Below are 13471 nucleotides of genomic sequence, written 5' to 3'. Positions count from 1 at the left end.
GCGCGGCGCGCGGACGTCAGGCGGCGGGCGCCTCGGCGACGGCGTCGCGCCTCCTGCGCGGTCGCAGCCGCGAGATCGTCACGCCGCCGAGCGCGAGCGCGCCGCCGACCAGCGCGAGCGCCGTCGGCGCCTCGCCGAGCACGAGCCACGCGATGAGGGTCGCGAGGGCGGGGACGACGAGCGTCGTCGCCGCAGCGGGCCCGGCACCGGAGTGCTGCAGGACGTACGCCCAGGTCGAGAACGCGATCGCCGTCGAGCCGACGCCGAGCGCGAGCGCCGCGACGAGCGCGCCCGTGGAGGCGGCGGGCACCTCGACGAGGGCCTGCGGGGCGAAGGGCAGCGTGGCGACGAGGCCCGCGGCGCAGCCCACCCACGTCGCAGCGACGGGCTCGACCGTGCGCAGCGCGACCTTCTGCGTCAGCACCCCTGCCGCGTAGAGGACGGCCGCGAGGAGGCCGAGCGCGATGCCGAGGCCGTCGATCGACGGCGCGCCGCGCGAGCCGAGGGCGATGAGCACGACGCCGGCGAACGCGACGACGAGCCCGACGACGAGCGGGCGCGGGAAGCCCTCGCCGAACAGCACGCCGGCGACGACGGCGACGAGCAGCGGCGCGACGTTCACGAGCATGGCGGCGGTGCCCGCGTCGAGGTGGTGCTCTGCCCAGTTCAGCACCACGGTGTACGCGGCGAACCAGAAGACGCCGTAGGCGAGCACGAGCACCAGTCCGCGGCCCCGCGGGAGCGCCGGCCTCGCGATCGCGGCGATGACGAGGAGGACCGGCAGCGCCGATGCGAGGCGCACGAGGGCGAGCGGGCCGGGCGAGAGCTCGTCGCCCACGGCACGGATCGCGACGAACGCGAACGCCCACAGCAGCACCGTCACCCCCGCTGCGACGAGGACGAGCGGCTTCGACGCGGTGGAGGTCACCCCTCCATCGTGGTCGGGACTGCGACGTCAGTCGGCATCCACCTCGTCGACCTTGGCCTGCAGCGGGCCGCGGTGCACCATCCAGGCGTGCGTCTGCGCGACGGGCTTGATGACGACCTCGTCGATCGACACGTGGCCGGGCAGCGCCAGCGCGTCCGTCATGACCTGCGCGACGTCGTCGGCCGTCAGGGGATCCTGCACGCCCTGGTAGACCGCGTCGGCCTTCGCCTGGTCGCCCTGGAAGCGCACGAGCGAGAACTCCTCCGTCCGCACCATGCCGGGGCGCACCTCCATGACGCGGATGGGCTCGCCGTGCACCTCGAGGCGCAGCACGTCGACGAGCGCCTTCTCGGCCGCCTTCGCCGCGTTGTAGCCGGATCCGCCGACGTACGGCATGGTCGCGGCGATCGAGGTGACGACCTGGATCGTCGCGTAGGAGCCGTCGAGCGTCGTGCGACGCAGCTGCGGCAGGAGGCCCGTGAGCACGCGCTTCGTCGAGAGCACGTTCATGTCGAACATGCCCTGCCAGTCGTCGAGGGTGGTCGCGGGGATGGGTGCGGAGCCGAGCGCGCCGCCCGCGACGTGCACGAGCGCCGTGGCGCCGAAGGTCGTGGCGGCCTCGACCAGGCGCGCGACGTCGTCGTCGTCGGTGAGGTCGGCGACGAGCGTCTCGCAGCCGGTCTCCTCGGCGAGCGATGCGAGCCGCTCGGCGCGGCGTGCGACGGCGAGCACCCGCCAGCCGCGGCCCGCCGCCTGCGCGGCCACCGCCCGTCCGATGCCGCTCGATGCTCCCGTGACGACGATCCGCTGCTCCATGCACCCATCGAACCACGTCGTGGCAAGCCATCGAGGGCGCCGGGATCCGCTGCCAGGATGGTGCCGTGACCGACCCCGTGCAGGCGCGACCCAAGCGCCGCGTGCCCTACTGGGACAACGCGAAGTGGCTCGCGATGGTGCTCGTCGTCGTCGGCCACACGATCCAGCCGCTCGCGCTCGAGAGCGACGTCGCGCTCGTGCCCTACCTCGTGATCTACGCGTTCCACATGCCGTTCTTCGGCGTGATCTCGGGCTACTTCACGACCGACAAGCCCGGCGCGAAGCAGTACGGGCGCGTCATCGGCGACCTCATCGTGCCGTACGTGATCTTCGAGACGATCTGGTCCGTCATCGAGTCGCTCGTCACGGGCACGCCCTCGTTCAACCCGGTGACGCCGTCGTGGACGCTGTGGTTCCTGCTCGCGCTCGCGGGCTTCCGCGTCGTGCTGCCGGTGCTCGCCCGCCTGCGGTGGCCGCTGCTGTGGACGGTGCTGCTCGCGATCGTCATCGGCTACTTCGACGACGTCGACCAGACGTTCTCGATGATGCGGGCCATCCAGATGCTGCCGTTCTTCGTGCTGGGCTGGGAGCTGCGTCGCCGCGACGTCATGCGGCTGTGGTTCGAGCGCAGGTCGGTGCTCGTGCCGCGCATCGCCGCCGTCGCCGCCTTCGTGATCGTCGCCGCCGTCGCAGCCTTGCTCCCCGACCTCTGGCGCGAGCTGTCGATCCGGCACTGGCTCTTCCTCGACCGCGCCTACGCCGAGGTGCCCGAGCTCGGCGACGGCGGCGTCGCCTGGTACTACGGCACCGTGCGGCTGGCGATCATGGTCGTCACCACCGCGCTCATCGCCGCGGCGCTCGCGCTCGTGCCCCGCCGCACCACGGTCTTCACGGCCTGGGGCGCCGCGACGATGACCATCTACCTGCTGCACACCTTCGTGCTCTACTGGCCGCGCGAGTCGGGCTGGCTGCGCGACCACGCCGACCAGTGGTGGTCGCTGCCGCTCGCGATCGTCGCCGGCGTCCTCATCACCGTCGCGCTGTCGACGCGGCCGGTGCGGGCCGCGACGCGCTGGATCGTCGAGCCGAACGTGCGCTGGCTGCTGCGCAGGCGGGACAAGGACGACGGCGCGCCGCGCACGGGTGCGACGCCGACGCAGCCGCCGCCGACCGCTCGCGCCCGCTCCGGGGCGACTGTGACGGACGGTGACGGCGGGCGTTGAGCCGCGCGGAGGCGCCTCCGTAGCCTCGAGCCATCATCCGGCACCGAGGAGGCAGCCATGAGCGAGTGGGCTTTCGAGACCAAGCAGGTCCACGCGGGCGCCCAGCCCGACCCCACGACGAACGCACGCGTCACGCCGATCTACCGCACGACGTCGTACGTCTTCAACTCCACCGAGCACGCCGCGAACCTCTTCGGGCTCGCCGAGTTCGGCAACATCTACTCGCGCATCATGAACCCGACGCAGGACGTCGTCGAGCAACGCGTCGCAGCGCTCGAGGGCGGCACGGCAGCGCTGCTGGTGTCGTCGGGGCAGGCTGCCGAGACGTTCGCGGTGCTGAACATCGCGCAGGCGGGCGACCACATCGTGTCGTCGACGTCGATCTACGGCGGCACGTACAACCTCTTCAAGTACACGCTCGCCAAGCTCGGCATCGAGGTGACCTTCGTCGAGGACCAGGACGACCTCGACGAGTGGCACCGCGCGGTGCGGCCGAACACGAAGCTCTTCTTCGCCGAGACGATCGGCAATCCGCGCATCAACATCCTCGACATCGCGGGCGTCGCGTCGGTGGCGCACGAGGCGGGCGTGCCGCTCATCGTCGACAACACGATCGCGACGCCCTACCTCATCCGTCCGCTCGACCACGGGGCGGACATCGTCGTGCACTCGGCGACGAAGTTCATCGGCGGGCACGGCGCCGTCATCGGCGGCGTCATCGTCGACGGCGGCCGCTTCCGCTGGTCCGAGTCCGACCGATTCCCGGGACTCACCGAGCCGGACCCGAGCTACCACGGCGCCGTCTTCGCGCAGGCCGTCGGCGACGAGATCGCCTACGCGATCAAGGCGCGCGTGCAGCTGCTGCGCGACATCGGCGCGTCGATCTCCCCCGACTCGGCATGGCAGATCCTGCAGGGCCTCGAGACGCTGAGCCTGCGCATCGAGCGCCACGTCGAGAACGCCAGCGCGATCGCCGCCTTCCTCGAGCGCCACCCGGCGGTCGCGAGCGTCAACTACGCGAGCCTCGACTCGAGCCCGTACAAGGGCGCGGCGGACCGGTACGCGCCGAAGGGCGTCGGCGCCGTGCTGTCCTTCGAGCTCGTCGGCGGCGTGGCGGCCGGGCGCGCGTTCGTCGAGTCGCTGCAGCTCTTCAGCCACCTCGCGAACATCGGCGACGTGCGCAGCCTCGTCATCCACCCCGCCTCCACGACCCACTCGCAGCTCACGCCCGAGCAGCAGCTCACGACGGGCGTGACGCCCGGCCTCGTGCGCCTCTCCGTCGGGATCGAGCACGTCGACGACCTCATCGCCGACCTCGCCGCCGGCCTCGAGGCCGTGCAGGCGACGAATCGCGAGGCCGCGTAGGCGCCACCTCCCGCACGGATGCCCCGAGCCTGTCGACGCACGGCTCGGGGCATCCGCCGTAACACGACCCGCGCGCACGCGAGGATGGATGCATGGACTGGCAGCTCTCGGACGACGTCCAGCCGTCGGCCCGCGTCCCCTCGCACCTCCTGCTCGACCCCACCCCCGTGCCCGTCACGGGAGCGTGGCGGCCGGGCGACGATCCCGGCGCGCGTCGATTCGCCCGCGTCGGCGACGTCGTCACCGAGCACGGTGCGACGATCCCCAACGTCGTCGTGGCGTACGAGACGTGGGGCACCCTGAGCGCGAGCCGCGACAACGCGATCCTCGTGAACCACGCGCTGACGGGCGACAGCCACGTCGTCGGCCCCGCCGGTCCCGGTCACGCGACGAGCGGCTGGTGGGCGGGCGTCGTCGGCCCGGGACTGCCGCTCGACACCGACCGCTGGTTCGTGGTCGCGGCGAACATGCTCGGCGGCTGCCAGGGCACGACGGGGCCCGCGACGATCGGCCCTGATGGGCGCGAGCTCGCCTCGCGGTTCCCGAGGGTCACGATCCGCGACCAGGTGGAGGCGCAGCGCAGGCTCGCCGACCACCTCGGCGTCGAGCGGTGGCACGCGGTCGTCGGCGGCTCGATGGGCGGCATGCACGTGCTCGAGTGGGCCGTGACGCATCCCGAGCGGGTCGGCAAGGCCGCCGTGCTCGCGGCTCCCGCGCTGTCGAGCGCCGATCAGATCGCGCTCAGCGGGCTGCAGCTCGAGGCCGTGCAGTCGGATCCGAACTGGCTCGGCGGCGACTACTACGACCAGCCCGACGGGCAGGGACCGCATCGCGGCCTCGCGCTCGCCAGGCGCATGGCGATGGTGAACTACCGCTCCCCCGACGAGCTCAACCGTCGCTTCGGACGCGGCTGGCAGTCGTCGGTCGACCCCGACCACGGCGGCCGCTACCAGGTGGAGTCGTACCTCGACGTGCACGGCAACCGCTTCACGCGACGCTTCGACGCCGGCAGTTACGTGCGCCTGGTGCTCGCGATGTCGTCGCACGACCTCGGTCGCGGCCGCGGAGGCGTCGAGGCGGCGCTCGAGCGCATCACGGCCGAGACGCTCGTGGTCGGCATCGACTCCGATCGGCTCTTCCCCGTCGCCGACCAGGAGCGCATCGCCGCGGGGCTGCGCACCTCGGTCTCCGGTGCCGCGCCCGTCGTGCTCGCGAGCGAGTTCGGCCACGACGGCTTCCTCATCGAGACGGATGCGGTCGGCGCGCTCCTCGCCGACCTCGTCGGCTGACCCCGCACCAGCCGGTCGAGGAGCGCGCGCCCTTCGCGACGGCTGCACGCCGCGCTCGCCGCCTCCTCCGGATCCGCTTCGCGAGCACGCGTCACGAGACCACGCGACCGCCGCTCCCGACCGAGCCGCGCGCGTGGTCGCGTCGAGCGGGCACCTCGCACGGTCTCATGACGGCTGCAGCCGTCGGCTGCGGCCTCCTCGACCAGCGGGTGGTGGAACCCACCCACGATGGGGACGCGCCGCTCGACAGCTGGTCGAGGAGCGCGCGAGCGCAGCGAGCACGCGTCACGAGACCACGCGACCGCCGCTCCCGCCCGGTCATGCGCATGGTCGCGTCGCGCGGGCTCGTCGCGTGGTCTCCCTCCTCGACCAGCCGATGGGCGCGTCAGCGAGCGCCGGCGACCTGCGGCAGCCGCAGCAGCCGCAACGCGGCGAGCCCCAGCAGCACGAGGTATCCGGCGTTGCGCAGGGTGAGCACGACGAGGCCGATGGCGTTCTGCCCCACGACCTCGCCGTAGAGCCACGGGTAGCAGAGCTGCGTGAGGCCGCAGAGCACGACGATCACGGCGACGCCGTCCCAGGCGCGGATGCCGACGAGCAGCAGCGCCGGGGCGATCAGCCAGATGGCGAACTGCGGCGATCCGACGGGGTTCGTGACGATGAGCGTCGTGACGAGCGCGACGGCGAGCCACGCACCCGCCTGGTCGCGATCGACGCCGCGGCGCACTGCCAGCACGCCGAGGCCTGCGACGAGCAGCGTCGCCACGACCAGGATCGGCGTCGCGACGGCGGCGACGGCGTCCGCCGCGGGCGTCTGCAGCTCGTACGTCAGCTGCACGTCGTCGTAGCCGAGCGGCGCGCCCAGCCAGTGGAAGGGCGTCGCGAGCACGGCCTCGATCTGCAGGCCGCGCTCCCCCTGCCAGGTGAGGAACGACAGCACGTTGCCGCCGGCGCCGAGGGCGAGCGCGACGAGCATGACGACGGCCGTCACGCCCGCCGCGACCGCGACGGTCACGAGCCGCGCGGGCCGCACGACGAGCTGCGCGAGCCAGAGGACGCCCGGCCAGATCTTCGTCCATGCGCCCACGGTGAACGCGGCGGCAGCGAGCGCATGCCTGCCCGACCACGTCGCCACGACGCCGGCGACCGCGATCGGCATCGTGATGGAGTCGATGCGTCCGACGACGATGGGCCCCAGCAGCGCCATGAGCGCGAGCCACGTCCACGCCGGCGCGAGCCCGTGCGGATGGCGCAGCAGCAGCCAGAACGCGATGCCGTCGAGCACCGTCACGACGACGAGCCACATGCCCGGCAGCGCCGCGGGCCCCGCGATCGCGGAGGCGGCGATCGGCAGCCACGCGAGGATCGGGTACACCCACGGCTCGTCGATGCCGACGACGTCGCCCTGCATCGCGCGCGACGCCCACCACGGGTAGACGCTGCGCACGTCGCCGAACGCGGTCGACACGTCCGGGTGGTTCAGCGCCGCGACGAGGCCGTGGACGGCGACGAAGGCCGCCCACGGCAGCAGCCGCGAGCGCAGCACCGCGCCGCCGCTCAGCCGAGCCGCCTCGTGGCGTCGCGGACCTCGCCGACGAGCTCCTCGATGCAGTCCTCGAGGAAGAGCACGCCCGTCGTCGCACCCGACTGGTCGAACGCGCGCGCGACGTGGCTGCCGGAGGAGCGCATCCGCTGGATGGCGTCCTCCACCTCGCCGCCCGCGTACAGCGACGCGAGCTGCCGGATCCGCTTGGCGGGGATGGGTGCGGTCGGATCGTCGGTCGTCAGCACGTCCTTGAGGTGGATGTAGCCCGTCGGCTCGCCGGACTCGTCGACGATGACGTAGCGCGAGAAGCCGTGCTCGCGCACCGCGGCCTCCACGTCGTCGGTCGACGCGTCGTCGGAGAGCGTCACGAGGCCGTCGAGCGGGATGGCGACGTCGCCGACCGTGCGCTCGGTGAACTCGAACATCTTCGAGATGGCGCCGGTCGGGTCGACGAGCAGGCCCTCGCGCTTCGAGGTCTCGACGATCGTCTCGACCTCGTCGAGCGTGAACGCGCTCGCCGCCTCGTCCTTCGGCTCGACGCGGAAGAGCCGCAGGATGTGGTTCGCGATCCAGTTCATGGCCCAGATCACGGGACGGAACACGCGCGAGATCAGCACGAGCGGCGGCGCGAGCAGCAGCACGGCGGCCGTGGGCAGCGTGAAGGCGGCGTTCTTCGGCACCATCTCGCCGAACACGACGTGCAGGTAGGTCACGATCACGATCGCGAGGCCCAGCGCGATGCCGTCGACGGCGATCTCCGGCAGCCCGATGGCGCCGAGCGGGACGGCGAGCAGGTGATGGATGGCGGGCTCGCTCACGAGCAGGATGAGCAGCGAGCACACGGTGATGCCGAGCTGGCACATCGCGAGCATGAGCGAGACGTGCTCCATGGCCCACAGCGCCGCCTTCGCCGCCCGCGAGCCTCGCTCGGCGCGCGGCTCGACCTGCGAGCGCTTCGCCGAGATCACCGCGAACTCCGAGCCGACGAAGAAGGCGTTGACGACGAGCAGCACCACGAGCCACACGATGCCGGCGACGTCGGAGCTCATCGGGTCACCTCCTCGGACTCGGCGGTGCGGACCCACCGGATGCGGTCGATCCTGCGGCCGTCGAGGCGCTCGACGCGCAGCACCCCGCCGTCGACGGCGACCTCGTCGCCGACGACGGGCAGGCGACCGAGCTCGGCGACGACGTAGCCGGCGACCGTCTCGTACGGCCCTTCCTCGGGGATCTCGACGCCCGCGCGCTCGCGCAGCTCATCGGGGCGCAGGAGCCCGGGGAACGCGACCCATCCGGGTGCGCGCACGATCTCCGGGCGGAGCCGGTCGTGCTCGTCGCTCACCTCGCCGACCATCTCCTCCACGAGATCCTCGAGGGTCGCGAGGCCCGCGGTGCCGCCGTACTCGTCGACGACGATCGCCATCTGGTAGCCGCGCTCCTTGAGGTCCGAGAGCAGCTGCGGCAGGCCGACCGTCTCGGGCACGCGATGCGGCTCCTCGGCGATCGCGAGCACGGGCACGTCGCCGCGGCGCTCGCGCGGCACCGAGACGGCCTGCTTGACGTGCGCGATGCCGACGACGCGGTCGAGGTCGTCCTCGTACACCGGGAAGCGCGACAGCCCCGTCGTGCGGGCGAGTTCGAGCACGTCGGCGACGGTGCGCTCGCGGTCGATGGCCTCGACGCGCGGGCGCGGCGTCATGACGTCGCCGGCGGTGAGCTCGGACAGCCGCAGGGTGCGCGACAGGAGCGTCGCCTGGTCGGCGTCGAGCAGACCCTCCATCGCGGAGCGGCGCACGAGCGACGAGAGCTCGTCGGCGGTGCGCGCGCCCGAGAGCTCCTCCTTCGGCTCGATGCCGATCGAGCGCAGGATGCCGTTGGCGGAGCCGTTGAGCAGCAGCACGGCCGGCTTCAGGAGGAAGGTGAAGGCGCGCTGGAACGGGGTGACGACCTTCGCGGTCGCGAGCGGCACGGCGAGGGCGAAGTTCTTCGGCACGAGCTCGCCGACGATCATCGACAGCAGGGTCGCGAGCGCGATCGCGATCGTGAGCGAGACGCCCGGTGCGATCTCGTCCGGCACGCCCCATCCTTCGAGCACGGGCGCGAGGAGGTGCGAGATCGCCGGCTCCATCGTGTAGCCCGTGAGCAGCGTCGTGAGCGTGATGCCGAGCTGCGCGCTCGACAGGTGCGTCGAGGTCTGCTTCAGCGCCGCGATGACGCCGGCGTGGTTCGCCTCGCCGCGCTGCTGCTGCGCCTCGAGCTCGGAGCGGTCGAGGTTGACGAGCGAGAACTCGCTCGCGACGAAGTACCCGGTGCCGACCGTGAGGACGACGCCGATCAGGATGAAGAGCCAGGGCAGCTGCTCGATCATCGGATGCGTCCGATGGGCACGGGAGCCTGGCGGGGGGTGCTGGGGCGTCCGCCCCAGGGACTATGGTGCTCGTCGCTCACCGCAGCATCGTACTGCCCCCGTGCCGCGTGCGTGCCGCATGCGCGGCGCGCGCGCTCACCAGGAGACGGGCAGCGCCTTGCCCTCCTCGTAGCCGGCGGCCGACTGCACGCCGACGACGGCGCGCTCGCGGAACTCGGCGATGGACGAGGCGCCCGCGTACGTCGCGGACGAGCGCACGCCCGACGTGATCATGTCGAGCAGGTCCTCGACGCTCGGACGCAGCGGATCGAGCAGGATCGTCGAGGACGAGATGCCCTCGGCGAAGAGGGTCTTCGACGCGAGCTCGAAGGCGGGCAGGTCGCCGAAGCGCCCGCGCACGGCCTTCGTCGACGCCATGCCCCACGACTCCTTGTAGAGTCGCCCGCGCTCGTCGCGCTGCAGTCGGCCCGGCGCCTCGATCGTGCCGGCGAACCACGAGCCGATCATGACGCTCGACGCGCCGGCGGCGAGCGCGAGCGCCACGTCGCGCGGGTAGCGGACGCCGCCGTCGGCCCACACGCGCGCGCCGAGCCCGATGGCCTCCTCCGCGGTCTCGAGCACGGCCGACAGCTGCGGGCGACCCACGGCGGTCATCATGCGCGTCGTGCACATGGCGCCTGGCCCGACGCCGACCTTGAGGATGTCGGCGCCAGCCTGCACGAGGTCGCGCACGGCGGATGCCGTGACGACGTTGCCCGCGACGATGGGCACGTCGACCGCGGCGCGCACCGCCTCGATGGCGCGCAGCATCCCGCCCTGGTGACCGTGCGCCGTGTCGATGACGACGACGTCGGCGCCGGCGTCGACGAGCGCGCTCGCCTTGGCGCCGGGGTCGCCGTTGATGCTGACGGCCACGGCGACGCGCAGCCGGCCCTCCGCGTCGAGCGCGGGGCGGTACAGCGCCGAGCGCAGCGCGGTGCGCGGGCTCACGGTGCCGAGCACGCGGCCGTCCTCGACGACGGCGGCGAAGTCGACGCCGCGCGCGTGCACGGCGTCGAAGGCCGTGCGCGCGTCGACGACGTCCTCGGGACCGAGCGGCTCGATCGAGCCGTGCAGGAGGTCCCCGATGCGCGCGTCCGGCAGCGCCTGGCCCAGGCGCCGGGCTGCGATCGCGCCGACGTACGCGTCGTCCCGCACGACGACGATGCCGTGCCCCTCGACGGCGGGCACGCGCAGCAGCACGTCGGCGACGAGCTCGTCCTCGGTCGCGAGCTGGGCGGAGGCGAGCTCGACGGGCTGCGCCTTCACCCAGGCGATCGCCGCGATCGTGTCGTCGAGGTCGTGGTCCTGCGTCAGCACCGCGAGGCCACCGCGGCGCGCGAGCGTCGCCGCGAGCAGCGGGCCCGTGACGGAGTTCATGTTCGCCGCCACGATCGGCAGCGTCGCACCCGTGCCGTCGTCGGGCGCGAGGTCCACGGCCATGCGGCTGCCGACGTCCGAGCGGCTCGGCACGAGGAAGACGTCCGAGTAGGTGAGGTCGTGCGGCGGGGGCGGCTGCAGGAAGCGCATGCCTCCACGCTACGCCGGGCGCGCTCGTGCGGGACCCGCGTCCGCCACGGGCGTCGTCCCGGCGATCAGTCGTTCGCGGCGCCGTAGTCGTCGACGATGCGCGCGTCGACGGGGAACGCGATGGGGAAGGTGCCGAAGAGCATCCGACCCGCACCGTCGGCCGCGGCGCGGATCTCGTCGGCGACCGCCTCCGCCCGCTCCTGGGGCGCGTGGACGATGACCTCGTCGTGCAGGAAGTAGACGAGCTCGCCGCCGCCCGCGCGCAGGCTGCGCCGCAGCAGCGCCATCCAGCACAGCGCCCACTCGGCGGCCGAGCCCTGCACGACGAAGTTGCGCGTGAAGCGCCCCCAGGCGCGCTCGCGCGAGATGACGTCGCGGTCGGCCATCCCCTCCGGCCCCTGCGGCATCGGCGGGCTCGTGCGGCCGAGCCACGTGCGCACGAGGCCGCCGCGCTCCCCCGTCGCCGCCGCCTCGTCGACGACGCGCATCGCTCGCGGATACGCGCGGCGCAGGTTCGGCACGAGCCGGCCGGAGTCGCCCGACGTGCCTCCGTAGAGCGCCCCGAGCATCGCGACCTTCGCCTTCGGCCGCGACTCCACGACGCCGTCGTCGACGAGCCCCTCGTACAGGTCGCCGACCGCGGCCTCGGCGAGCGCCTCGTCGCGCGCCATCGCCGCCAGCACGCGCGGCTCGAGCTGCGCGGCGTCCGCCACCACGAGCCGCCAGCCCGGATCGGCGACGACCGCGCCTCGCACCTGCTTGGCGATCTGCATCGCGCCGCCGCCCGCGGTCGCCCAGCGCCCGGTCACGACGCCCGCGGGCACGTACTCGGCGTGGAAGCGTCCATCGCGCACCCACTCGTCGGCCCACTGCCAGCCGTTCGCCGTCCACAGCCGGTAGAGGCGCTTGTACGCGACGAGCGGCTCGACGACGGGGTGATCGACGTCGCGCAGCTCCCACCGCGACGTCGAGCGCACGTCGAGACCCGCCGCGCGCAGCGCACGCAGCAGCTCGGGCGCCGAGTCGATGCTCACGTGCTGCCCCAGCTCCGCGTCGACCTCGTCGGCGAGCGCCTGCAGCCTCGACGGGCGCCCCGCGATCGGTCGCGGCCCGAGCGCCTCGGCGAGCAGACGATCGTGCTCGGCGGCGGACCATGGCAGGCCGACGTGCAGCAGCTCCTCGGCGATGAGGGCGCCGGTCGACTCGGCGCCGAGCAGCATGCGCATCGACGCGTCGCCGGCGACGGCGGCCTCCTGCCGCGCGAGCTCGGAGGCGACCGCCGCCACCGTCTCGGGCGCCTCCTCGAGCGAGAAGAGCGCACCGTCGGGTGCGCGCAGCCGACGAGTCCATCGCGCGTCGAGCGTCATGCGGCCGGCGTCGGCGAGGATGCGGTGGCACAGCCGCAGGTCGCGAGCGCGCTCGATGGCGACGCCCGCGGCGAGGAGCGTCGGCACGACGCGCGACGAGTCCTGCCACACCCACCGCGGTCGCTCGGGCTCGAGGGCTGCCACCGCAGCGGGCAGGTCGTGGACGCGGCGGCGCTCGCGCAGCGCGCCGTCGTCGCCGACGAGGGCGACCTCCCACGCGTCGCCGTCGGGCGCGACCACCGCATCCACCCCTCCACGCTAGGCGGCACCCACGACGCCGCCCGACGCAGTGGTCGGGTGACGCCCTGGATGAACACGCCGTGAATCCGTGCGCGGATGGGCATGACGACGGGCCCGTCGTGGTGCACGATGGGATCGGAGGATGCGATGCAGGCCCAGGTGGTGGTGCTGAACGCGACGCTCGAGCCGATCGGCGTCGCCTCCCTGCAGCGCGCGGTGGCCTTCGTCGTGAAGGAGCGGGCGCAGATCATGCTCGCCTCCGAGGGCACCATCCGCTCCGAGAGCTTCGAGATGCCGGTGCCGAAGGTCGTCGTCTTCAACGACTACGTCGCCGTGCCGCACACGCGCATGTACGACCGCATGCCGTGGACGCGCCGCGGCGTGCTCGAGCGCGACCGCCGCCGCTGCGCCTACTGCGGCGGCCACGGCTCGACGATCGACCACATCCAGCCCGTCTCCCGCGGCGGCGGCTCGACCTGGCTCAACACGATCGCCGCGTGCGTCGGGTGCAACGGCCGCAAGGGCGACCGCACGCCCACCGAGGCCTCGATGCCGCTGCAGTTCGAGCCGCGCGTCGTGTGGCGCCGGGAGGTCGTGATGCTCGCGGTCGAGGCCGCGGGCGTCGACCTCGCCGCGCTCGGCATCGGCGCCTGACGCCGCGCGCGAACGTCCCCGACGGATCGGGAAGCGCGCGTAGGATGGACGACGGCGTCGACGAACGACGTCGACAAGCATGCCCCCGGTGAGATGAGGCGAAGGA

11 protein-coding genes are annotated in these 13471 nt (G+C 73.1%); 4 read left to right on the top strand and 7 right to left on the bottom strand.

Annotated features, from left to right (window positions below; genetic code table 11):
• Positions 1–16 precede the first annotated feature (16 nt).
• A complete protein-coding gene (locus C1N71_RS05425; protein ID WP_217496037.1) occupies positions 17–928 on the bottom strand; it encodes a DMT family transporter in 912 nt (303 codons plus the stop codon).
• 27 nt (positions 929–955) lie between these two features.
• On the bottom strand, positions 956–1744 hold the full coding sequence (locus tag C1N71_RS05420) for an SDR family NAD(P)-dependent oxidoreductase (protein WP_175414116.1): 789 nt from the start codon (positions 1742–1744) through the stop codon (positions 956–958).
• 65 nt (positions 1745–1809) lie between these two features.
• Here C1N71_RS05420 and C1N71_RS05415 point away from each other — a divergent pair, with 65 nt between their 5' ends.
• The 3 genes from C1N71_RS05415 to metX all read left to right on the top strand — a co-directional run bounded on the left by C1N71_RS05415 (position 1810) and on the right by metX (position 5621).
• Positions 1810–2967, top strand: a complete 1158-nt coding sequence (locus C1N71_RS05415) for an acyltransferase family protein (RefSeq protein WP_254678110.1) — start codon at positions 1810–1812, stop codon at positions 2965–2967.
• 57 nt (positions 2968–3024) lie between these two features.
• Positions 3025–4332 (top strand): bifunctional o-acetylhomoserine/o-acetylserine sulfhydrylase, encoded by a 1308-nt coding sequence (locus tag C1N71_RS05410; RefSeq protein ID WP_137755480.1) that lies wholly within the window; start codon positions 3025–3027, stop codon positions 4330–4332.
• Positions 4333–4424: 92 nt separating this feature from the next.
• Positions 4425–5621, top strand: a complete 1197-nt coding sequence (gene metX / locus C1N71_RS05405) for a homoserine O-acetyltransferase MetX (protein WP_137755479.1) — start codon at positions 4425–4427, stop codon at positions 5619–5621.
• A 385-nt stretch (positions 5622–6006) separates the two neighbouring features.
• Here metX and C1N71_RS05400 read toward each other — a convergent pair whose 3' ends face one another.
• The 5 genes from C1N71_RS05400 to C1N71_RS05380 all read right to left on the bottom strand — a co-directional run bounded on the left by C1N71_RS05400 (position 6007) and on the right by C1N71_RS05380 (position 12720).
• Positions 6007–7167, bottom strand: coding sequence for a glycosyltransferase 87 family protein (locus C1N71_RS05400; protein WP_137755478.1), 1161 nt, complete (start codon positions 7165–7167; stop codon positions 6007–6009).
• A gap of 11 nt (positions 7168–7178) precedes the next feature.
• Positions 7179–8216, bottom strand: coding sequence for a hemolysin family protein (locus tag C1N71_RS05395; protein WP_137755477.1), 1038 nt, complete (start codon positions 8214–8216; stop codon positions 7179–7181).
• Positions 8213–9535, bottom strand: a complete 1323-nt coding sequence (locus tag C1N71_RS05390) for a hemolysin family protein (protein WP_137755476.1) — start codon at positions 9533–9535, stop codon at positions 8213–8215. The genes C1N71_RS05395 and C1N71_RS05390 overlap by 4 nt, the downstream gene beginning before the upstream one ends.
• Before the next feature lie 135 nt (positions 9536–9670).
• Positions 9671–11104, bottom strand: coding sequence for a GuaB1 family IMP dehydrogenase-related protein (locus C1N71_RS05385; RefSeq protein ID WP_137755475.1), 1434 nt, complete (start codon positions 11102–11104; stop codon positions 9671–9673).
• Positions 11105–11169: 65 nt separating this feature from the next.
• The gene (locus C1N71_RS05380; protein ID WP_137755474.1) at positions 11170–12720 is read right to left on the bottom strand and encodes a bifunctional 3'-5' exonuclease/DNA polymerase; all 1551 of its coding nucleotides are present in this window, start codon (positions 12718–12720) and stop codon (positions 11170–11172) included.
• Between the two features lie 138 nt (positions 12721–12858).
• Between C1N71_RS05380 and C1N71_RS05375 the strand changes: the two genes are divergently transcribed.
• Positions 12859–13365 carry an HNH endonuclease gene (locus C1N71_RS05375; RefSeq protein WP_137755473.1) on the top strand — a complete coding sequence of 169 codons (507 nt, stop codon included), beginning with the start codon at positions 12859–12861 and terminating at the stop codon, positions 13363–13365.
• Positions 13366–13471 lie beyond the last annotated feature (106 nt).

The organism is Agrococcus sp. SGAir0287 (genome assembly GCF_005484985.1).
Taxonomy (GTDB): Bacteria; Actinomycetota; Actinomycetes; order Actinomycetales; family Microbacteriaceae; genus Agrococcus.
This window is presented reverse-complemented; position numbering and strand designations above follow the sequence as displayed.